The sequence below is a fragment of the Sanguibacter sp. Leaf3 genome (assembly GCF_001425965.1).
GTDB classification, from domain to species: Bacteria; Actinomycetota; Actinomycetes; order Actinomycetales; family Cellulomonadaceae; genus Sanguibacter; species Sanguibacter inulinus.
The window spans coordinates 21643-42560 of the sequence record NZ_LMRH01000004.1 but is presented as its reverse complement, the minus strand read 5'-3'; the positions used below and the strand labels follow the sequence as shown (position 1 = coordinate 42560).

Sequence of the window (20918 nt, the reverse complement as noted above, 5' to 3'; positions counted from 1 at the left end):
CCTCGGGAGGTGCAGGTGCGCAGGTGCGCAGTCATCAGTCCCACTCGAATCCGCCGCGGCGCCACTCATAGACGAAGGGCACGGTGATGAGGGCGAGGAAGGAGAGCATCGCGACGAGCCCGAACATCGCGAGCGTCGAGAAGTCGACGGCCCACGGGTAGAGGAACACGACCTCGATGTCGAAGATGATGAAGGTCATCGCCACGAGGTAGTACTTCACCGGGAAGCGGCCCCCGCCCGTCGCGTGCGGTGTCGGCTCGATCCCGCACTCGTAGGCGTCGAGCTTGGCGCGGTTGTAGCGCTTGGGACCGATGACAGCGCTCGCGGCGACGCCGCCGAGAGCGAGGACCATCGCGATCCCCATGAGGACCAGCAGCGGGACGTAGGGGTTGTTCATGCGTTCGGCACCACCCTCGCGAGCCCGGCGATCACGCGGTCGACGATGTCGCCGCCGTGAGGCTCGTAGCAGTCGGACAGGAGCTTGACGACGATCTTCATGACGAGCGGCCTGGGCAGCCCGTAGGTGGTGCACAGGCGCATGATGCGCGGGTGCTCGATCACCCGGACGAAGATCCGCCCGAGCGTGTAGTAGCCGCCGAGGTCACGGCTCATGGTGTCGGCGTAGGTCGACAGGGCCCGCTCGCGCGAGTCGTCCGTGGTCCGTGCGGCGGCCTGGGCGATCACGTCGGCGGCGACGCGGCCGGCCTGCATGGCGTAGGCGATGCCCTCACCGTTGAAGGGGCTGACCATGCCGCCCGAGTCCCCGACGAGCATGAGTCCGCGGGTGTAGAGCGGCTTGCGGTTGAAGGCCATCGGCAGGGCGGCCCCGCGGACCGGGCCGATCTGGTTCTCGGGGGTGAAGCCCCACTCTTCGGGGGTGTTCTCCATCCACTGCGCGAAGAGCTTCTTGTAGTCGATCTTCGTGGCGGCGGCCGTCGAGGAGACCGACCCGAGACCGACGTTGACCGTGCCGTCGCCGAGGGCGAAGATCCAGCCGTACCCGGGCAGCAGGTTGGACTTCCCCGGGGCGCCGTCCCACAGCTCGAGCTGGGACTCCATCCACGGGTCGTCGTGGCGGGGGCTGGTGAAGTAGGTGCGGACCGCGACACCCATCGGCCGGTTCATGGCCTTCTCGATGCCGAGCGACGTCGCCATGCGGGCCGAGACACCGTCGGCGGCGATGACGACAGGTGCGCGGTAGGTCGTCTCGTCGCCGGCGCGCCGTCCGTCGGAGTCGACGGGCCTCGCGGTCACGCCGACCACGCGCCCGGTGCGCTCGTCGACGACGGGTCCGGTGACGTTGGTGCGCTCCATGAGCTTGGCGCCGGTCGCCCGGGCGTGCTCGGCGAGGGTCTGGTCGAGGTTCATCCGCGAGCGTGCGAGGCCGTACGACGGGTACGAACGGAGCTCGGGCCAGGGGAACTCGAAGGACCGTCCGCCCGCGACGGCGCGCAGGCCGATGTTGCGGATCCAGCCGTCTTCCTCGCGGGTGGGCACACCCATCCGGACGAGCTCGCTCACCGCTCGCGGGGTCAGTCCGTCGCCGCAGATCTTGTCGCGGGGGAAGCCTGACTTCTCCATGAGGATGACGTCGAGGCCAGCGGCGGCGCAGTAGTGCGCAGCGGCAGACCCGGCCGGGCCCGCGCCGACGACGATGACGTCTGCGTCATCGTTGCCCGTGAGTCTCATGCCGTGCCACCTGTCCGACGCGAGCTGCCTGTGAGGTCTGGGCCGGGGGTCCCGCCGTGACAGAGGTCACCGTCGAGCCCCGTACCTGCCGTGCTGGTCCTGCGGGTCGTGCTGCTGATCCTGGCCGTCTCGCGACGACCGCTTGTGAACTTCTTCACAAGCGACGAGGCCACTCTATCCACGGTTCCCTCACATTGTCTGCTTAGGCGACCCTTGCCTGGGCGCAGGTCAGCGACCTGCGGGAGCGCACGGCCAGAGCGCGCCGGAGGACCCCACAGGGTCCGGCGGCGCCGCCCTGCACGGCGACGCAGAGCCGGGCCGCTGCGCCGGGTGCGCACCCGGGCACCGGCTCGGCCGAAGAGCCGACCGGCGCCCAGGGGGACGACCCAGGAGACGACTCAGGCCGGGCGTGTCGCCCTGTGCAGCGCGACGATCCCACCGGTGAGGTTGCGGTAGCCGACAGAGCCCCACCCGGCGTCGAGCAGGAGACGGCCGAGGCCCTCCTGGTCGGGCCAGGCGCGGATCGACTCGGCGAGGTACTCGTAGGAGCCGGAGTCCTTGGTCACGGCCCCGGCGACCTTCGGCAGGGCGCGCATGAGGTACTCGGAGTAGACGGTGCGGAACGGCTTCCACGTCGGCTGGGAGAACTCGCACACCACCAGGCGCCCGCCCGGGCGCACCACGCGCAGCATCTCGCGGAGCCCGCCCACGGTGTCCACCACGTTGCGCAGCCCGAAGGAGATGGTCACGGCGTCGAAAGACGCGTCGGCGAAGGGCAGACGGGTCGCGTCGCCGGCTGTGAAGGGGAGGTCGGGCCTGCGGGACTTGCCGACGCTGAGCATGCCGAAGGAGAAGTCGCACGGGACCACGCGCGCGCCGGCCGCGGCGAAGGGCTCGCTCGACGTGCCGGTCCCCGCGGCGAGGTCGAGGACCGTCTCCCCGGGCTGGGCGTCGACGGCCTGGAGGGTGGCGCGACGCCACGACCTCGTCTGCCCGGCCGAGACCAGGTCGTTGACCAGGTCGTAGTGCTGGGCGATCCCGTCGAACATCGACGCGACCTCGGTGGGCTTCTTGTCCAGGCTCGCACGTGACATGAGGCCATGCTCTCACCCGAGGCACGCACGCGGCACCTCGCGGTCGTACGCTTGGAGGCGATGAATCCCCTGTCGTCCGCGGACGTTGCCCCTGAACCGTCGTCACCCCAGCTCGTGGTCCGCACCACGCTGCTCGGCACCGTCCTCGACGAGCACCCCGCAGCGCTGCTCAGGCTGCTCCCCCGCACCGCCCCCCTGGCCTGGGTCCGCCGCGGCGACGGCCTGGTCGCCTGGGGCGAGGTGGCCCGCGTCGAGACGCGCGGCCCCACCCGGTTCGCGGACGCCGAGGCCGCCTGGGCGGCGTTGCGCTCGCGCGCCGTCGTGCGCGACGACGTCGACCTGCCCGGCACGGGCCCCGTGGCCTTCGGGTCCTTCGCCTTCGACGAGGGGTCGGAGCAGCGCAGCGTGCTCGTCGTCCCGCGGGTGGTCGTCGGACGACGCGGACGGACCGCGTGGATCACGACCATCACGACCTCGCAGACCTCGGCCGGCTCGGCGCCGACCCTCGCCCCTGTCCCCACGCTCGCCCACGTGCTCGAGGACGTCGAGCCGGTGACAGCACCCGGCGCCGTGACGTACAGGCAGGGAGCCGTCGCGGACGAGGCGTGGACCGACGCCGTCGAGCAGGCTGTCCAGCAGATCCGCGACGGCCGCCTCGACAAGGTGGTCATGGCGCGCGACGTCCAGGCACGGACCGAGCAGCCGATCGACCCGCGCTGGCTGCTGACCCGCCTGGCGACCGCGTACACGGGCTGCTGGACCTTCAGCGTCGACGGCATGGTCGGCGCGACCCCCGAGCTGCTGGTCCGCAGCGAGAAGGGCCTGGTCACCTCGCGGGTGCTCGCCGGCACCATCCGCCGCACCGGTGGGGAGGAGGCCGACCTCGCCAGGGCCGCGAAGCTCGCGCACTCCTCCAAGGACCTCGAAGAGCACGAGTACGCCGTCGCGTCGGTCGCCGAGGCGCTCGCCCCGTTCTGCCAGTCGCTCAACGTCCCCGAGACGCCCTTCGTGCTGCACCTGCCGAACGTGCTGCACCTCGCGAGCGACGTCACCGGCGTGCTGTGCACGCGGGGGACGGGCAGCCTGGCCGCCCAGGCGGGCTCTGCGAGCTCGACCGGGACCACGGGGCTGGCAGGCCCCTCAGGTCTGGTCGGACCGGGCAGCACGTCCACGTCCACAGTCAGCCCGACCGTCACCCCGCCGTCGAGCCTGACCCTGGCCGCCGCGCTGCACCCGACCGCCGCCGTGTGCGGTACGCCGACGCCCGACGCAAACGACCTCATCCGTGCCCTCGAAGGCATGGACCGCGCGCGCTACGCGGGTCCTGTCGGCTGGGTTGGTGGCGACGGGGACGGCGAGTGGGGCATCGCGCTGCGCTCTGCCTCGCTCGATCCCGAGGACCCTCGCTCGGCCCGGCTCTTCGCAGGATGCGGCGTGGTCGCCGCCTCCGACCCCGTCGCCGAGCTGGCCGAGACCGAGGCGAAGCTCGAGCCGATGCGGCTGGCCCTCGGCGCGGAGACCGTCGGCTCGGACTAGTCGTCCCGCACGCTCGGGCCTCGCCAGGCAGGCCCTGAGCGCAGGCACGTCCTGAGCACCAGGCACGTCGAACGCGCCGAGCGCGTCCGGTGCGCCAAGAGCTCAGTGCGTGCCGGGCACCTCACGACCTCCGGACCTGCGCCCCGGACCGTGCACGCAGAAGCGGCGCCACGCAGGGGAACGTGGCGCCGCCGGGTCCTCACCCGGCGCGAGGGGGGCGCGCCGGGGAGGAGTGTGTGTCCTGTCCTCAGCCGTTCTGGCCGGGGAACAGGTCGCCCAGGTCCGGGATGTTGCCCGGGGACTCCGAGCCGGGCAGCGTGCCCTGACCGGGGAGCGTGCTCCCGCTGTCGCCGCTGCCGTCCGAGCCCTGGTCGTTGCTGGTCGCGTCTTCGGTCTTCGTCGCCAGCGTCACGGGGACGTCGATCGACTTGCCGTCGCGGATCACCGTGAGGGTGACCTCGGTGCCTGAGGCGAGACCGCGGACGAAGCCCGTGAGCGACTCCGCGCCCGTGACCGCCTTGCCGTCGATCGCGACGACCACGTCGTCGGCCTGCAGCCCGGCCTCCGAGGCCGGCGAGCCGTCCGAGACCGTGCCCACGACAGCACCCTGACGGGTGGTGCCGTCGGCCGTGCCGGTACCGTCGCCGAGCGTGACGCCGAGGAAGGCGTGCTCTGCGGTCCCGGAGTCGATCAGCTGCCCGCCGATGTTCTTCGCGAGGGTCGAGGGGATCGCGAAGCCGAGGCCGATCGAGCCGGACTGGCTCGACGAGCTCGACTGGGACAGCGACGCGATCGACGAGGTGATGCCGATGACCTCACCACGGGAGTTGAAGAGCGGTCCACCGCTGTTGCCCGGGTTGATCGCGGCGTCGATCTGGATCGCGTTGGTGACCACGGGTGCCTGGCTGCTCGCCGAGGTCGCCGTGCTCACGGGGCGGTCGATCGCGGAGACGATGCCCGTGGTCGCGGTGTTCGACAGGCCGAGCGGGTTGCCCACGGCCATCACGGCGTCGCCGACGGTCACCTCGGCCGAGTCGGCGAAGACGGCCGACTGGAGGTCTGAGGGCGGGTCGACGATCTGCACGACCGCGAGGTCTGTCGCGGGGTCGAGACCGGTGATCTTGGCCTCGTACACCCGGCCGTCGGCGAGCGTCACCTGGACGGTGTCGTCGTTCGCGCCGCCGACGACGTGGTCGTTGGTGAGGATGTGGCCCTGGTCGTCGATGATGACGCCCGAGCCCTCGCCCTGGCCCTCGGCCGTCGTCACCTTGATCGCGACCACGGAGGGCGCGACGGCTGCGCTGACGGCCTTCCAGTCGGGCGAGCCGTCGGTCGACTCGGCGACCGGGACGGCCACCGAGCTGTCGTTCTTCTGGCCGACGCTGCTGATGCTCGTCGGGGCTGTGCCCGCGGCGTCGTCCGAGCCGAGCTGGCCCGTCAGCGCGGCGGTGCCGGCGCTGGCGAGCACGGCGGCCAGGACGGCCGTCGTGGCGATCGGCAGCACGAGGCGTCGCTTGGCCGGTGCCGTCGCGACGGCCGAGCCACCGCCCTGCGGGGGCTGCTGGCCGAAGGCCGCGCCGTAGGCCTGCTGCTGGTGCTGCTGGGGAGCGTGCTGGGCACCTGCGAAGCCGTGCTGGCCCGAGCCCTGGTGCGTGCTGTACGTGTCGTGCTGAGGCTGGTGCTCTGACCGTGCGGCGTGCGCCTGCGGCACGGCCTCGGTCCGGGGCGCCTCGGGGACTGGCGGCATCGGCCGGGTCGGCTGCATCGGCTCGATGCGCTCGGTGGGCTGGTTGCCCTGCAGACGGTCAGCGCCGTCCGCGGGGGTTCCGTCTGCTGGTGTGTGCTGAGTCGTCATGGGGGTTCCCTCTCTCCGGGTCTTTCTGCTGACCCCTACTCAACCCCCTCGATCTGTGGCGACCCTTGAACTTTCCTGGGAACTTGCTGCGAATGATGTCCGGTACGCGAGGTGCGGCGGAGCCTCAGCCGCCGAGCGCCGCCGTCACCCGGTCTGCGAGCGCCCGACCCTGCGGACCACGGTCCTGGCGGTCGACCACCACCTCGACGACGCTGATCCCCGGGCGGGGCGCGGCGAGCACCTCACGCAGGGCTCCGACGCTGCTGACGGCCTCGTGGTGCACCCCGTACCCGGCGCAGAGCGCACCGAGGTCGGCGCCGTGCGGGGTCGCGAAGACCCTCTCGAAGATGTCCGCGTGCTCGGGGCGTCCGTGCTCGAGGGTCGCGAAGATCGCTCCCCCGTCGTCGTTCACGACCACGACCTGCGCCTGGACTGCGGGTTCGTCGGGCCCGCGGAGCAGACCGCCGACGTCGTGCAAGAACGTGAGGTCGCCGAGCAGGGCTCGGACCGTCGTCGGGCCGGTGGCCTGCGCGGCGAGCGCGACGCCGACGACGGTCGAGACCGTGCCGTCGATCCCGGCGAGACCACGGTTCGACACGACGACGGGCGCGTCGTGCCAGGAGGCGACGAGCTCGAGGTCGCGGGCCGGGCTGCTCGACCCGACGACGAGCACGTCGTCAGGCTGGCTGGCCCGCGCGACCTCGGCCGCCACGGCGAGCGAGGTGGGACGTGCGCCGGTGCCGGTGCCTGCGTCTGGGCCGGTCCCCCCGCCACCAGCCACGGTCGTCTCGACGACGGTGCGGGCTGCGGTCGAGGCGGTCTGCCACCTCTCGAGCCACGAGCGCCCGGCCGCAGGGACCGCGCCAGATCCGTCGGGCTCGCCAGGTCGTCCGGGCTCGTCGGGCTCGTCGAGCCGGTCCGGCCCGCCAGCCTGGTCGAGCCAGGCGGAGGGGACCGCGGCGAGCACGACCGACGCAGAGCGCGCGGCATCAGGCCACTGCTCGGCACCGGGCGCCACGACCACGACCCTCGACCCCGAGCCGAGGAGCGTCTGGACGGGACGGGACACCGTCGGTCGGCCCAGCACCACGACCTGGTGGACCTGTGCCGTCAACGGCGAGCCGCCGAGCACGAGGCGGTGCGCAGCGACGAGGTTCGGCCCGGCCGCAGCGCCCGAGGACACCTCGGCGAGCAGGGGCCAGCCGCGGGCCTCGGCGAGGGCACGTGCGACGTCCCCGGCGCCGTCACCGGCGACGACCACCGTCGCCGGCTCGTCGGCGAGCGCGAGGATCTCCGCAGGGGCGTCGGTCGCCGTCTCCCGGGGGACCACGCGGGCGAGCACCAGGGGCGACGACCCGGCACCGCCATCGACGGCCGGCCCCCGTGAGAGCAGCTCGACGTCAGCGGCCGTCGGGACGAGCGGGTCCCTGTAGGCCAGGTTCACCTGGACCGGCCCTGGGGACGCCGTCCGGCTGCCGGTGGCCGCCGCGACGGCACGACCGAGCTGCGCACGCAGGTCGCCGAGCTCACCCGGACGACCCGTCGGCGCAGGCACGTCGAGAGCCAGCCGGGTCGCTGTGCCGAAGATCCCGACCTGGTCGCCCGTCTGGTTGGCACCGGTGCCCCGCAGCTCGTGCGGGCGGTCTGCGGTCAGCAGGAGCAGCGGGACCCCCGCGTGGTGCGCCTCGAGGACGGCCGGGTGCAGGTTGGCCACGGCAGTCCCGGAGGTCGTCACCACGGCGACAGGTGCGGTCGGCGAGGGGGCAGCCGGCGAGGGGACGTCAGACGAGGAGCCTGCCGTCACCCCACGCGCGGACCGCCCGGCCACGAGACCAGCACCCTTGGCCAGACCGAGCGCGAGGAAGCCCGCGTCGCGCTCGTCGACACGCACGTGCAGACGCAGACCCGGGTGGCAGCCCGAGCGCACGGCGTGCGCGAGGGCGTAGGCGAGGGGTGCGCTGCGCGACCCCGGTGCGAGGACGACCTCACGGACCCCCAGACCGACCAGGGTCTCGACGAGGGTGTGCGCAGCGACCACCGAGGGAGCCGATGCTGCAGGCCCGGACGGTGCGGCGCTCACGCCGCTCCCCCGCCGTGGCGGGCGGACCCGGCGCCGGGGGTGCTCGCGACGAGCGCCTCGACGCGGGTCACCCGCTCGGCCCAGCGCCGGGCGACCTCGGGCGCCAGTCTGGCGGCGTCGGTCGCCTCGAGGGACGCCGGGCTCGGGACAGGACGCCCGACGGCGATCGCGCCGTCGACTGGGAGCAACGGCTCGTCGACGGTGTCCTGCACGAGCAGCTGGGAGGTGGCCAGCCCGCAGGCGTGCTCGAGGCGCGGCAGCGCGGCCGCGAGGGCCACCCCGGCAGCCAGACCGACCGAGCTCTCGAGGGCTGACGAGACGACGACGGGCAGCCCGACCTGCTCGGCCAGCTCGAGGCAGGCACGGACCCCGCCGAGGGGCTGGACCTTGAGCACGATGATGTCGGCAGCGTCCTGCCGGACGACCTCGAAGGGATCCTCGGCCCGGCGGACAGACTCGTCGGCGGCGACGGGCACCGAGGTGCGTCGGCGCACGGCTGCGAGACCGGCGACGTCGGCGCACGGCTGCTCCACGTACTCGAGCCCGCCTGCGGCGCGGTCGAGGTGGACCAGCCTGGAGACGGCCTCGTCGACCTCCCACGCCCCGTTGGCGTCGATGCGGATCCTGCCGCCGGGTCCGAGCGCGTCCCGGACGGCCTCGAGCCGGGCGATCTCCTCGGCGAGGCTCTGCCCGCGCTCGGCGACCTTGACCTTCGCGGTCCGGCAGCCGCCCGAGGCGAGCACGATGCTGCGCGCACGCTCGGGGTCGGTCGCCGGGACGGTGACGTTGACGGGCACGTGGGTGCGCACCGGGGCGGGCCAGCCGAGGTCGGCGGCCTCGCGGGCCGCAGACCACCAGGCGGCGGACTCCGCGTCGTCGTAGTCCCAGAAGGGCGAGAACTCGCCCCAGCCGGCTGCTCCCTCGAGCAGGACGCCGTCGCGGGCGTCGAGGCCTCGGAACCGCGTGGTCAGGGGGGTCGTGTAGACGTGCACCTGACCAGGTTAGGCCCCGGCGACCGCGGGCTGGAGCGCGAGCAGCGTGCGCCGCAGGAGGAGCTCGGCGTGCACCCGCACGTCACCGCCCTCGCTGAGCGCCGACACCGCAGCCCCGTCGACGACGGCCACGACGATCTCGGGCCCCACAGGGATGTCCAGCAGGTCCACGATCTGCGTGACGGCCTCGTCGAGCCCGGCGCGCCCGGCCGCGTAGGCACCGGCGAGGGTGTCGTCGCGTCCCGCGCTCACGAGGTGCTCGTAGTGGCCGCGGACGGCGAGGGGACCGCCGGCCGGCAGGACGGCGTCGACGAGCACGGCGCACCGGCGCTCGAGCGAGAGCACCGCGGCGACGGAGCCAGGTCGCCCGAGGACTTCAGCCACCCCTGCGGTCGCACCTGCGGTCACCTCGGCTGTCAGGTCGGCTGTCACCTCGGCCGTCAGGTCGGCTGTCACCTCGGCTGTCACAGCGGCGAGCACGGCGTCGGCGTGGACCGCCCACCGCTCCGCGAGCCGGGTCCCTGCCGCGCCCACGAGGTCGTCGAGAGAGGCGAAGTAGTACGTGGTCGCCGCGAGGGGAACGTCGGCGCGCTGCGCGATGGTCCTGTGCGTGAGGGTCGAGGGGCCGGCCTCGACGACCAGGGCGGCGGCGGCCTCGACGATCGCGTCGCGGCGCGCGGCCCCCCGGGGTTGGCGGCGCAGCGGCGTGGTCACCCGCAGACCATAGCGAGGCTCTGTGACCGGCATGTTTCGGGGCGGTCGCGGCGCGGGCGCTGTCGCCTAGGGTGGGTGCGTGAGCTCTCTCCCCGCACCTGTGTCCCAGACCTTCGACCCCGAGAGGTGGCGCCTGGTCGCCGGCTTCGAGGAGCTGACCGACATCACGTACCACCGCGGCGTGGACAGGACCGGCGAGCAGGAGCGCGACCTCCCCGTGGTGCGCATCGCCTTCGACAGGCCCGAGGTCCGCAACGCCTTCCGTCCGCACACCGTGGACGAGCTGCACAGGGTGATGGACCACGCACGCATGACCTCCGACGTCGCCGCGGTGATCCTCACCGGCAACGGGCCGAGCCCCAAGGACGGCGGCTGGGCCTTCTGCTCGGGTGGCGACCAGCGCATCCGCGGGCGTGACGGCTACAGGTACACGACGGCCGACGAGTCCGGCTCTGCGGCGCAGACGGCCGACCACATCGACCCCGCCCAGGCCGGCCGGCTGCACATCCTCGAGGTCCAGCGGCTCATGCGGACCATGCCGAAGGTGGTCATCGCCGTGGTCAACGGCTGGGCGGCCGGCGGCGGTCACTCGCTCCACGTCGTGGCGGACCTGTCGATCGCGAGCCGCGAGCACGCACGGTTCAAGCAGACCGACGCGAACGTGGGGTCCTTCGACGCCGGCTACGGCTCGGCGCTCTTCGCCCGGCAGGTGGGCCAGAAGCGGGCGCGCGAGGTGTTCTTCCTCGCCCGGGAGTACTCGGCGCAGGACGCCTACGAGTGGGGCGCCGTGAACGAGGTGGCCGACCACGCCGACGTGGAAGACCTCGCCCTCGAGTACGCACGGACCATCGCGACGAAGTCGCCGCAGGCGATCCGGATGCTCAAGTTCGCCTTCAACCTCGCCGACGACGGGCTCGCGGGCCAGCAGGTCTTCGCCGGTGAGGCGACGCGTCTGGCGTACATGACGGACGAGGCCGTCGAGGGCCGGGACGCGTTCCTCGAGCGCCGGGACCCCGACTGGTCGGCGTACCCGTACTACTTCTGAGCGAGACGCCTGCTGCTCTGCGGGACGCCCAGGGGCAGCGGCTGTTCAGCGGGACGCTGGGGGCAGCGGCTGCGAGTCAGCCGTGGGGCTCAGGGCGCCGCGAGGAAAGAGCCGACGAAGGAGATCACCTCGCGGCCGAAGTACGCCGCCGCGACGCTCAGCAGGACGAGCGCCCCGAAGGCCAGCAGGACGGGGACCACGGATGCGGCGCGGCGCGGCTCGTCGGTCGAGTCGTAGCCGGTGACGGCCCGCGAGGTGACGGACCTGCGGACTGAGGGCGTCGTCGCGCGAGCTGGGCGTGCGGAGCGAGCCTGACGGATCGGGAGCCTGGGGTGCGTGAAGGTTGCCATGACTCGATCTTTCCCTCGCGCGGGCGCGGGCACATCGGGCCGACGGATGGTCGTGGTCCCCCGGCCGTCATGCGTCAGGCTGACCCCGGTGCGCCGGGGTCAGCCTGACGGATGAGTCAGCCGATCGAGAACGCCCCGCCGTTGCTCGGGACGAGCTCGACCCAGGTGTTCCCAGGAGCGAGCTGGACGGGTTGGCCGTCGGCTCCGGTGAGGACGACAGGCGTGCCCGTCCCCTCCTTGCTCCAGGTCGCCGGGACGGACTGGCCGCCGGAGACCACGAGAGCCTCACCGGAACCGATGACCTGGGTCTCGGGGACCGGGGTGCCCGCCGGGTCGAGGAAGGCCGTGTCCACGACAGGAACGCTCAGCACGACCACGTTGGTCGCCCCGAGCTGCTCTCCGGTCACCGAGACGGCGGGGGTCGTCCCCTCGGACCGCAGGTAGCGGCCCGAGGCCGCGTCCCACGCCCAGGAGGGGCTGCTGTAGCCGGACATCGTGATCGCCAGCGCGCCTGCCGGGGTGCCCGCAGCCGTCGACGCGCTCGCGGGGTCGGCCGCGAACTCGAACTGCTCGGCCGGGGAGTCCAGGTGCGTCGGGTCTGCCTGCCCGGCGAACTCGGCGAGGGCCCCGTAGACGTTGTGCGGGGCGCGACGGTCCGAGGACCTCGAGAATCCTGCGTCGCCGCGGTCGTTCGAGACGATCTGGAGCCCGCTGGTGGCCACGGCGTCGACGAAGGGCGGCTGCCCGCCGGAGAAGACCATGAGGCCGTGCAGCGGCGCGATGATGTTCGCGTCCATCGGGCGGACCGACCGGATCGGCCCGACGACCTCGGGCTGCTGAGAGTGGTAGACCGCGATGTAGCGCGTCACCCCGCCCTCGACGACCTCCTCCCAGACGACGTCGGCTGCCTCGAGCCCGGTCTGCGGGCGCGCCTCGCGCGAGTTCTCGATCTTCACGGCGATCGCCGGGCGGTTCGCGAGCTCGGCGGACTCGACACCGGTGAGCGGCCAGGTCGTCGGCAGAGCCGGGTCCGGCGCCGCACCCCTGTCGGACGTCGCGTCGGGGGTGGCTCCGGTGGTCACGGTCGCGTCGCCGTCGCCCGAGCACCCGGCCAGCAGCAGCGCGGTCGAGACGAGCGCGACGGCGAGCCTGGCGCGGCCCTGCCGTCTCGCGGTTCCGGTCGGCGTGCGGTGGTGTCGCTGCACGTGGGGGCTCCCTCGTCACGGGCTCTGAGGCCGTCTGGTGCTGAGCGCGCGGGCCTGTGCTGGGCACGGCCGCTGCGCGCGGGTCGAGACAAGAGTAGGACCCGACCTAGTCTGGTCTGGTGAAGGACCCGGCTGAAACCTCCCCGAGCGCGACCCACCTCGCGGCAGACGACGCCCGACGGCGCGTCGAGACCGCCTTCGCCGCCGCCCCGGGCGAGGCGTCCGCGTGCGTCGTGGTCCCGACCTCTGGATCGACCGGTGAACCTCGACGCGTGCAGGTCTCGGGCACCGCGCTGCGCGCCTCCGGGACGGCGACCGCCGCACGGCTCGGCGGCCACGGCTCGTGGCTCCTCGCCCTGCCCACCACGCACGTGGCCGGGCTGCAGGTGGTCGCCAGATCTGTGCTCGCAGGGACCGCGCCCGTGGTCCTCGACCTTGCGCCCACCTTCCGCGGTGCGGCCTTCGCGGCCGCAGCAGACCAGGTCGACGGCACGCGGCGCTACACCTCGCTCGTGCCCACGCAGGTGCACAGGCTGATCGCAGAGGCTCGTGGCGGGGACTCTGCAGGGCTCGACGCGCTCGCCTCCTTCGACGCCGTGCTGCTCGGCGGCGCGGCCACCCCGGCCCCTGTCCTTGCCGAGCTCCGTGCCGCAGGCGTCAGGGTGGTCACCACCTACGGCATGAGCGAGACGGCTGGCGGGTGCGTCTACGACGGCCGTCCCCTCGACGGGGTCAACGTCCGCACCGTCGACGGACGCGTCCAGATCTCCGGGCCGGTCTTGGCCGACGGCTATGTCGACGACCCAGAGGCGACCGCGGCCGCCTTCGTGACCGACCTCCCGGCAACCCCAGCAGCGGCCCCGGCAACAGGTGCGGGACCTCGTGCCCTGTCCGGCGCCGGGTCAGGTCCAGCCCGGTGGTTCCGGACGAGCGACCTCGGCGAGCTGGCCCCCGACGGGACGCTCACGGTGCTCGGACGGGCCGACGACGTCATCATCAGCGGCGGTGTCAACGTCGCCCCTGCAGCAGTCGAGGCCGTCCTCGTCGGCCTCCCCGAGGTCGGCGAGGTCTGCGTGGTCGGGCTGCCCGACCCCGAGTGGGGCGAGGTCGTCGTCGCGGTCGTCACGCCGGCGCTCGGCGGCACCGACGTGTCGCAGGACACCCTCCTCGCCGAGGCCCGGTCCCACGTCACCGATATCCTGGGAGCGCCGGCCGCACCCCGCCACGTCGTCGTCACCGACGCCCTCGCGCTCCGCGGACCCGGAAAGGTCGACCGCCGTGCGGTCGCGCTGCTCGCGGCGCGTTGTCTCGGACGACCGACCTCGACGTCCGACCGCTGAACGGAGCACCATGGCCACCTCCTCCGAGTGGGTCGCAGGGGCACGCCCCCGCACCCTCCCCGCCGCCGCCACCCCCGTGATGGTGGGCTCGGGCGCAGCGGCGCAGATCGACGCCTTCCACCTCGGTGCCGCGCTCCTCGCCCTGGTGGTCGCCGTCGCGCTCCAGGTGGGTGTCAACTACGCCAACGACTACTCCGACGGCGTGCGCGGCACAGACGCGGACAGGGTCGGCCCGCTGCGCCTGACGGGCTCGGGCGCCGCACAGGCGTCGCAGGTCAAGACCGCCGCCTTCGCAGCCTTCGGCGTCGGAGCCCTCGCCGGTCTCGCACTCGTCGTCATCACCGGGCACTGGTGGCTGATCGCCGTCGGCGTGCTCTCGATCGCAGCGGCCTGGTACTACACCGGTGGCAAGAACCCCTACGGCTACCGCGGTCTGGGTGAGGTCGGCGTCTTCGTCTTCTTCGGCCTCGTGGCCGTGCTCGGCACGACCTACACCCAGGCGGACCAGATCACCGTCCCTGCGGTCCTGGGAGCCGTCGCGGTCGGTCTGCTCGCCTGCGCGATCCTCATGGTCAACAACATCCGCGACGTGCCGACCGACATGCTCGTGGGCAAGCGGACGCTGGCCGTGCGCCTCGGAGAGTTCCGGGCACGGCGGGTCTACGTGCTGATGATCTGGCTGCCGCTGCTGCTCGGCCTGCTCTGCGCCTTCGCGAACGGCTGGGCCGTCATCGTGCTGCTGCTGGCCTTCCCGGCCGTCCTGCTCACGCTGCCCGTGATCGCCGGGGCGCGCGGCCTGCTGCTCGTGCCCGTCCTCGCAGGGACGGGCATGTACGAGCTCGGCTTCGGCCTACTTCTCGGGATCGGTCTCGCGATCTGACGTGACAGGCACCTCGCCGGGAGCGGGCGCGGCCTGAACGGCGGGGGCCTGGTCGTCGACCGGGACAGTCGCCCCACGCGCCGGCCGCCCGGCGGACGCGTCGATCGCCTCGTCCTCGTCGGCGTTGTCGCGGTCGAGGCGCTCGGTGAGCTGCACCCCGCTCGTCTGACGCTGTGTGCGACGCGTCGCGATGTACAGCGCCGCGGCCTCCCGCTGACGGCTCAGCGCGAGGTACGAGACCAGCAGCGCGACGAGGATCGCGACGACCCCGAGCAGCCAGCCGCGCATCCCCACGAGGTAGAGCACGACGCCGACGACGACGATCAGGGCGATCCGCAGCGCGGAGTAGATGATGAAGGGCACGCTCCCAGACTAAACGCTTAGGCTGGAGGGATGCTCCGAGTACTCGCAGTCATCGCCGCCTTCGCCCTGCTCGTCTATGCCCTCAGCGACTTCGCCACGAGCGACGAGCGCGACAGGGGCGGGATCCCGAAGTGGCTGTGGGTGATCATCATCGTGGTGCTCGTGTACTTCGGTCCGCTCGCCTGGATCGCGTACAGCCGGTCGCGGCGCTCCGCCGCAGCCCCCGCCTCCGGACGCGCCTCCTTCCCTGGCGCCCCGGCCCGCGGCCGCCGCCGTCCGAACCAGCCTGTCGCACCCGACGACGACCCCGACTTCTTGTGGCGCCTGGCTCGCGAGCAGCGCGAGCAGGCCCGCCGCGAGGGCGCAGCCGTCCAGCCTGACGACCTCCTGGACGGCGACCCGCGCGCCGACGGCCCGGCAGCCCCCACGGGCGACGTGGTCGACCCGCCTCGGGCCCCCCAGGACCCGAGCAGCCTCGGGACCGACGGGACGCAGGGCGACGCGAGCAGCGAGAGCACCGACGGGCACGACGACACCGACGGCAGCACCCCGAGCCGCGGCCCCTCGGTCTGACGCCGACGCAGCTCCGTGCCGGCTCGCCCCGGCGCACCCCGCACGACGGGCACAGCGCACGACAGCCATCCCGGACGACGCGCCACCGCACGACGGCTACCCCGCCGACGAGAAGACCCCCAGCACCGTGACGGTGCTGGGGGTCATCTCGTGCCGGGAGAGCTGCCGGGGAACCAGGCTCAGATGCCGGAGTAGGAGTGCTTCCCGGTGAAGAGCAGGTTCACGCCCGTGAAGTTGAACAGCACGCAGGCGTAGCCGACCACGACGAACCAGGCGGCACGTCGACCGGCCCAGCCGCGGGTCGTGCGGGCGTGGAGGTAGGCCGCGTAGACGACCCAGATGACAAAGCTCCAGACCTCCTTGGGGTCCCAGCCCCAGGCCCGGCCCCAGGCGTCCTCGGCCCAGATCGCGCCACCGATGATCGTGAAGGTCCACAGCACGAAGCCCACGGCGTTGAGCCTGAAGCTCAGGGCCTCGAGAGCCGTCGGCGTGGGGATCTGGTCGAGGAAGCGCCAGTTCATCAGGCGCCAGGCGGCGACATTGCGGCCCCGCACGACGGTGCCCTCGCCGCGGAGCAGCGTCGAGCCGTTGTCGCGGGAGTCACGGAGCAGCTGGAGCGCGCTCGTCGCGAAGGACACCGTGAAGATGCCCGTCGCTGTCACGGCGACACCGACGTGGATCACGAGCCAGTAGTTCTGCAGCGCCGGCTGGACCTCGTCGGCCACCACGTGGAACACGTTGAGCCCGAGCACCAGGAACATCGCACTGAGGAAGGTCACGACGACGCCGAGGAACCTCACGTCGACCTTGAGCTGGAGCAGCAGGAACAACCCGACGGCCACGAAGGTGCCGCTGAGCCAGAACTCGTACATGTTGGCCCACGGGACGTGCCCGGCCGCGACCCAGCGGGTCGCGAAGGCGGCCGCGTGGATCAGGAACCCGATCGTCGTGGTCGACATCGCGATGCCGAGGGCCTTGCTGCGACGACGCTCCTCGACGACCTCGGAGGGCGCGGTCGCCGACGACACGCCGTACTGCTCGGGGCCGCCGCTGCCGGCCAGGACGGTGGTCTTGGCTGCGCGTGCGGTCTTGCGCTGCACCATCGCGTCGGTCACCTGGGAGAGGTCCATCGCGAAGGCGATCATCGCGACGGTGTACGCGGTCGCGGCCCCCCACGCGAGGAGATCGCTGATCTCAGAGAGGTTCATCGGTCGGCCTTTCGGGTGCTGCTGTCGGGGGTGCTGGTGCCGTGCTGCGGGTGGGTCAGGTCCTCGGGGAGCGCCGGGAGGGCGTGGAGCAGCGCGTCGACCTCGCCCTGGAGGCCGGTGTCGTCGCCGCGCGCGAGCCCGGCCACCTCGACCACTGTACGTCGGACGGTCCGGCCGCTGCCGTCGGGGTCCGGTGCCTCGTCCTGGGTCGCGCGGACCCAGATGCGTCGGCGCGGGGTGAAGAGCGAGACAGAGACGCCGAGGAGGGCACCGAGGGAGGAGGCGAGCAACCAGCCGAGCGTCGGGTCGTGCCGCAGGTCGAGGGCGACGAAGCGGGGCAGCGCGTCGAACTCGATGGTCCCGAGCCCGTCCGGGAGGTCCACGGTCTCGCCCTGGCCGACGAGCAGCGTGACCGCCGTGCCGTCCTCCTCGAGCGACTGCGTCATGCCGTCGGTGTCGAGCCTGTACACGTTCTGCGGCACCCCGTCGTCGAGCCCGAGGTCGCCGTGGAACACGGTCAGCACGAGCATCGGGTTGATGGGGTCCGGGAAGATCGACCGGGCACCGGAGTCTGTCACCTCGGCTGTCGGGAGCAGATAGCCGACGAGGCCGACCTGCTCCCCCGTCGAGACGTCGGGGACCTTGATGACGCCCTGCGAGGTGTACACGTCGTCCTGCGGCAGGAACGGCACCGACCCCGCGAAGGCGATCTCGCCGGCAGAGTCACGGACCGTGACGCTCGGCGCGAAGCCGTTGCCCTGCAGGTAGATCTTGGCGCCCGACTGGTCGAGCGGGTGGTTCACCTTGATCTGGTCGGCACGCTCGGTGCCGTCGGTCTCGCGGACCGTGACGAAGGCCGTGAAGTCCTGCGCCTTGGCGTCGGTGATCCGGAACTGCGACTCGAAGGAGTCGAGGGTCATCGAGAAGGGCTCGAGGCTGTTCTCGTCGAAGAGCGCCCCCGACTCGAAGGTGTCGTAGTCGACGACAGAGTTGGCGAAGCCGCGACCCTCGACGACGATCGCCTGCCCGCGGTACTCGAGCATCTGCCCGGCCCCGAAGGAGATGAGGATGCCCAGCAGGCTGATGTGGAACACCAGGTTGCCGGTCTCGCGCAGGTAGCCGCGCTCCGCGCTCACGGTCAGCGCACCGCTCGGCTCGACGTCGGTGACCACGCGGAAGGCAGGCAGACCGAGATAGCGGCGGCGCAGGTGCTTCACGGCCGCGGCCGAGACGTCCTCCGGGCCCACGAGATCCGCCGGGGCGAGGTAGCGGCCCCGGGCCGGGAACCTCGCGAAGCGGCGGGGCGTGCGCGGCGGCGCCGTGCGCAGCGCGTGCAGGTGCGCCTTGGTGCGCGGCAGGATGCACCCGACGAGGGAGGTGAACAGCAAGATGTAGATGGCCGAGAACCACACCGAGGCGTACACGTCGAAGAACCCGAGGCGGTTGAGCCACTCGCCGAGCGTCGGGTTGTCGATCATGTACTGCGCGACCGCCGCAGGGTCCTGCTTCTGCTGCGGGAACACCGAGCCGGGCACGGCCGCGACGGCGAGCAGCATGAGCAGGAACAGGGCGACCCGCATCGAGGTGAGCTGGCGCCACGCGAAGCGCAGCATCCCGACCGCGCCGAGCCTGGGGACTGTCGGCCCGGGGCTGGTCGTCGAGGTGTCGGCCGCCCCGCTGAACTCGTCGGCGATGCCTTCGGGGCGGTACGAGCCGCCTGCGGTCGTCCCGCTGGTGTCGTCGGCCATCAGACCAGAGTCTCCGTCCCGCTGATGAGGCCCTGCATGGACCTCGTGAGCTCGCCCCACAGGCCGGTGACGAGGGCGAGGCCGACGAGGACGAGGAGCGCCCCGCCGATCCTCATGACGGCGAGGCGGTGCTTGCGCAGGAACGCGACGCCTCGCGTGCTGGACTGCAGCCCGAGGGCGAGCAGCAAGAAGGGCAGGCCGAGGCCGATGCAGTACGCGACCGCAAGGATGCCGCCGCGCAGCGCCGAGCCCTCCTGGAAGGCGAGGGCGTTGATCGCCACGAGGGTCGGGCCCATGCACGGGGCCCAGCCGAGCCCGAAGGCGAAGCCGAGCAGCGGCGCGCCCCACAGGCTGGCGCGGGGGCTGACGTGCATCCGCCGCTCACGCTGGAGGGCAGGCACGGCCCCGAGGAAGGCGAGACCCATGACGATCACGACGACCCCGAGGACCCGGGTGATGACGTCCTCCCAGCGGATCAGGAAGGACCCGACGGTGCCGCTGACGATCCCGATGGCCACGTACACGACCGTGAAGCCGAGGACGAAGAGGCTCACGCCGAGCAGCAGCCTGCCGCGACCGGCCGAGGCACGGCCGGGAGCGCCGGGGTCGGAGACGCTCGACGCTGACAGCCCGCTGACGAAGCCGAGGTAGCCGGGGACGAGGGGCAGCACGCAGGGCGACGCGAAGGAGATGAACCCGGCGAGCAGCGCGACAGGGACCGCGAGGATCATCGCGCCGCTGAACGCCGTGGTCGCGAAGGTCTCGCCGATGCCGGCAGCCTGGGTCTGCAGGGCCGGACCGGCCCCGATGAGCGTATGCACGGTGGAGATCAAGCCCCTGCCGGCTCGGCGAGGACGTCGTCGATCAGCCCGTCGAGCGTGGTCGCGTCGACCTGGCCGAGGACGCGTGCCGCGACCCGGCCCTGGCGGTCCAGGACGACTGTCGTCGGCACGGCGCGGACCGGCACGACCTCCTGGAGGGAGGCGACGACCGAGCCGTCGGTGTCGGCGATCGAGGGCCACGTGATGTCGTGCTCACGCTCGAAGGCGAGGGCGGCACCGGCGTCGTCGACGCCGTTGATGCCGATGAACCTCACCCCGTCGTCCGCGCGGTCTGTCGCGACGGTCAGCAGGTCGGGTGCCTCGGCGCGGCACGGCGGGCAGGCCGCGTACCAGGTGTTGAGGACGACCACGGCGTCCTCGTCGGAGCGGGTGGCCACGGCCTCGCCCTCGAAGTCGACTCCCGAGAGGTCGACCACGTCGCCCCGCTCGTCGAGCGACCAGGTCCGCAGGCTGCCGTCGCCCGACTGGTACCCCTGGCCCTGGACGTCGTCAGGGTTGGTGTTGCCGGAGTCGGAGGCGCAGCCGGCGAGCAGGAGCGCTGCGCCGGCCAGGACGGACACCGCCACGGCGGCGCGGGGTCGTCGGGCACCTCGTCGGCCGGGCTGGGAGACGGACGTCAGGCGGGGGCGGAGAAGAGCAGGGTGCACCCGCCCACTATCCCCGATGTCACTGAGAGATGTCTGAGAAGCCGGTCGTCCCACGGTGTGACGTGGGCGACCGGCCTCCCTGACGAGGACGACCGTCAGGCTCCCGAGACGCCCGAGGCACCGGGCAGCAGGGCCGCCGCAGGCTCTGTGTAGTGGAGCCCGACGAGGCGGTCACCGTCGAAGCGCAGCGAGGTCACCGAGGCGAGCGAGCACTGACGCTTGCGGGGGTCGTGCCAGAGCCGCTTGTTCTCGAAGGCCTGGCGCGCGATCCAGATCGGCAGCTGGTGGCTGACGAGCACGGCCTCGTGGCCCTCGGCCTGCTGGCGGGCGGTCTCGACGGCGGCGTGCATGCGCGCGACCTGCTCCTTGTAGGCCTCGCCCCACGACGGGCGGAAGGGGTTGATGAGGTGCGGCCAGTGCTCGGGGTGCCGCAGGGACCCGTCGCCCACGCCGAAGGTCTTGCCCTCGAAGTAGTTGCCCGCCTCGATGAGGCGCTCGTCGGTCCCGAGCTCGAGGCCGAGACCTGCGGCGATCGGGGTCGCGGTCTCCTGCGCGCGCTGGAGCGGCGACGCGGTGACGACGGTGATGTCGAAGTCCCCTGCCGAGAAGTGGTCGGCGACGCGCTGGGCCATCTGGTGCCCCAGCTCGGAGAGGTGGTAGCCCGGGATCCGTCCGTAGAGGATCTTCTCGGGGTTGAAGACTTCGCCGTGTCGCATGAGGTGCACTGTGGTGGTGGCCATGGGCCCATCCTCCCAAA

20 protein-coding genes are annotated in these 20918 nt (G+C 72.6%); 5 read left to right on the top strand and 15 right to left on the bottom strand.

What is annotated here, in order from left to right; genetic code table 11:
* Nucleotides 1-34: 34 nt before the first annotated feature.
* The 3 genes from ASG53_RS17680 to ASG53_RS17670 all read right to left on the bottom strand — a co-directional run bounded on the left by ASG53_RS17680 (nucleotide 35) and on the right by ASG53_RS17670 (nucleotide 2783).
* Nucleotides 35-397: an NADH-quinone oxidoreductase subunit A gene (locus ASG53_RS17680; protein ID WP_056136572.1), complete on the bottom strand. Its 363-nt coding sequence runs from the start codon at nucleotides 395-397 to the stop codon at nucleotides 35-37.
* Nucleotides 394-1689 (bottom strand): geranylgeranyl reductase family protein, encoded by a 1296-nt coding sequence (locus tag ASG53_RS17675; protein ID WP_056136570.1) that lies wholly within the window; start codon nucleotides 1687-1689, stop codon nucleotides 394-396. The genes ASG53_RS17680 and ASG53_RS17675 overlap by 4 nt, the downstream gene beginning before the upstream one ends.
* 398 nt (nucleotides 1690-2087) lie before the next feature.
* The gene (locus ASG53_RS17670; RefSeq protein ID WP_056136568.1) at nucleotides 2088-2783 is read right to left on the bottom strand and encodes a demethylmenaquinone methyltransferase; all 696 of its coding nucleotides are present in this window, start codon (nucleotides 2781-2783) and stop codon (nucleotides 2088-2090) included.
* A gap of 60 nt (nucleotides 2784-2843) precedes the next feature.
* On the opposite strand from ASG53_RS17670, the gene ASG53_RS17665 reads away from it, so the two are divergent.
* Nucleotides 2844-4319: an isochorismate synthase gene (locus tag ASG53_RS17665; RefSeq protein WP_056137081.1), complete on the top strand. Its 1476-nt coding sequence runs from the start codon at nucleotides 2844-2846 to the stop codon at nucleotides 4317-4319.
* A gap of 247 nt (nucleotides 4320-4566) precedes the next feature.
* Here the strand turns inward: ASG53_RS17665 and ASG53_RS17660 are convergent, their stop codons facing one another.
* From ASG53_RS17660 to ASG53_RS17645, 4 genes are all read right to left on the bottom strand, one after another.
* Nucleotides 4567-6174 carry a S1C family serine protease gene (locus tag ASG53_RS17660; RefSeq protein WP_056136567.1) on the bottom strand — a complete coding sequence of 536 codons (1608 nt, stop codon included), beginning with the start codon at nucleotides 6172-6174 and terminating at the stop codon, nucleotides 4567-4569.
* 124 nt (nucleotides 6175-6298) lie between these two features.
* Entirely contained in the window at nucleotides 6299-8254 is a 1956-nt protein-coding gene (menD, locus tag ASG53_RS17655; RefSeq protein WP_056136565.1) for a 2-succinyl-5-enolpyruvyl-6-hydroxy-3-cyclohexene-1-carboxylic-acid synthase, read from the bottom strand.
* Complete coding sequence (locus tag ASG53_RS17650) at nucleotides 8251-9246, bottom strand: o-succinylbenzoate synthase (RefSeq protein ID WP_056136563.1); 996 nt, start codon at nucleotides 9244-9246, stop codon at nucleotides 8251-8253. Before ASG53_RS17650 ends, menD begins: the two co-directional genes overlap by 4 nt.
* Before the next feature lie 9 nt (nucleotides 9247-9255).
* Nucleotides 9256-9960, bottom strand: coding sequence for a TetR/AcrR family transcriptional regulator (locus ASG53_RS17645; protein ID WP_056136561.1), 705 nt, complete (start codon nucleotides 9958-9960; stop codon nucleotides 9256-9258).
* Between the two features lie 79 nt (nucleotides 9961-10039).
* On the opposite strand from ASG53_RS17645, the gene ASG53_RS17640 reads away from it, so the two are divergent.
* Complete coding sequence (locus ASG53_RS17640) at nucleotides 10040-11005, top strand: 1,4-dihydroxy-2-naphthoyl-CoA synthase (RefSeq protein ID WP_056136560.1); 966 nt, start codon at nucleotides 10040-10042, stop codon at nucleotides 11003-11005.
* Between the two features lie 89 nt (nucleotides 11006-11094).
* On the opposite strand, the gene ASG53_RS17635 is transcribed toward ASG53_RS17640, so the two are convergent.
* A complete protein-coding gene (locus ASG53_RS17635) occupies nucleotides 11095-11355 on the bottom strand; it encodes a hypothetical protein (RefSeq protein ID WP_056136558.1) in 261 nt (86 codons plus the stop codon).
* Between the two features lie 116 nt (nucleotides 11356-11471).
* Nucleotides 11472-12560 carry a DUF3048 domain-containing protein gene (locus ASG53_RS17630; protein ID WP_056136556.1) on the bottom strand — a complete coding sequence of 363 codons (1089 nt, stop codon included), beginning with the start codon at nucleotides 12558-12560 and terminating at the stop codon, nucleotides 11472-11474.
* Between the two features lie 119 nt (nucleotides 12561-12679).
* On the opposite strand from ASG53_RS17630, the gene ASG53_RS17625 reads away from it, so the two are divergent.
* Nucleotides 12680-13900 (top strand): AMP-binding protein, encoded by a 1221-nt coding sequence (locus ASG53_RS17625; protein ID WP_056136554.1) that lies wholly within the window; start codon nucleotides 12680-12682, stop codon nucleotides 13898-13900.
* A 10-nt stretch (nucleotides 13901-13910) separates the two neighbouring features.
* Nucleotides 13911-14780: a 1,4-dihydroxy-2-naphthoate polyprenyltransferase gene (locus ASG53_RS17620; RefSeq protein WP_056136552.1), complete on the top strand. Its 870-nt coding sequence runs from the start codon at nucleotides 13911-13913 to the stop codon at nucleotides 14778-14780.
* On the opposite strand, the gene ASG53_RS17615 is transcribed toward ASG53_RS17620, so the two are convergent.
* Nucleotides 14751-15143, bottom strand: a complete 393-nt coding sequence (locus tag ASG53_RS17615; protein ID WP_056136550.1) for a DUF4229 domain-containing protein — start codon at nucleotides 15141-15143, stop codon at nucleotides 14751-14753. The genes ASG53_RS17620 and ASG53_RS17615 overlap by 30 nt on opposite strands.
* Before the next feature lie 30 nt (nucleotides 15144-15173).
* On the opposite strand from ASG53_RS17615, the gene ASG53_RS19660 reads away from it, so the two are divergent.
* Complete coding sequence (locus tag ASG53_RS19660) at nucleotides 15174-15716, top strand: PLD nuclease N-terminal domain-containing protein (protein WP_082544187.1); 543 nt, start codon at nucleotides 15174-15176, stop codon at nucleotides 15714-15716.
* Between the two features lie 179 nt (nucleotides 15717-15895).
* On the opposite strand, the gene ccsB is transcribed toward ASG53_RS19660, so the two are convergent.
* The 5 genes from ccsB to ASG53_RS17585 form a co-directional block, all read right to left on the bottom strand.
* Nucleotides 15896-16924 carry a c-type cytochrome biogenesis protein CcsB gene (gene ccsB / locus ASG53_RS17605; protein ID WP_056136547.1) on the bottom strand — a complete coding sequence of 343 codons (1029 nt, stop codon included), beginning with the start codon at nucleotides 16922-16924 and terminating at the stop codon, nucleotides 15896-15898.
* Nucleotides 16921-18672: a cytochrome c biogenesis protein ResB gene (resB, locus tag ASG53_RS17600; protein WP_056136545.1), complete on the bottom strand. Its 1752-nt coding sequence runs from the start codon at nucleotides 18670-18672 to the stop codon at nucleotides 16921-16923. Before resB ends, ccsB begins: the two co-directional genes overlap by 4 nt.
* Nucleotides 18672-19493, bottom strand: coding sequence for a cytochrome c biogenesis CcdA family protein (locus ASG53_RS17595; protein WP_082544246.1), 822 nt, complete (start codon nucleotides 19491-19493; stop codon nucleotides 18672-18674). Before ASG53_RS17595 ends, resB begins: the two co-directional genes overlap by 1 nt.
* A gap of 8 nt (nucleotides 19494-19501) precedes the next feature.
* On the bottom strand, nucleotides 19502-20080 hold the full coding sequence (locus ASG53_RS17590; RefSeq protein WP_056136542.1) for a TlpA family protein disulfide reductase: 579 nt from the start codon (nucleotides 20078-20080) through the stop codon (nucleotides 19502-19504).
* Between the two features lie 176 nt (nucleotides 20081-20256).
* Nucleotides 20257-20901 carry a histidine phosphatase family protein gene (locus ASG53_RS17585; protein WP_056136541.1) on the bottom strand — a complete coding sequence of 215 codons (645 nt, stop codon included), beginning with the start codon at nucleotides 20899-20901 and terminating at the stop codon, nucleotides 20257-20259.
* Between the last annotated feature and the right edge of the window lie 17 nt (nucleotides 20902-20918).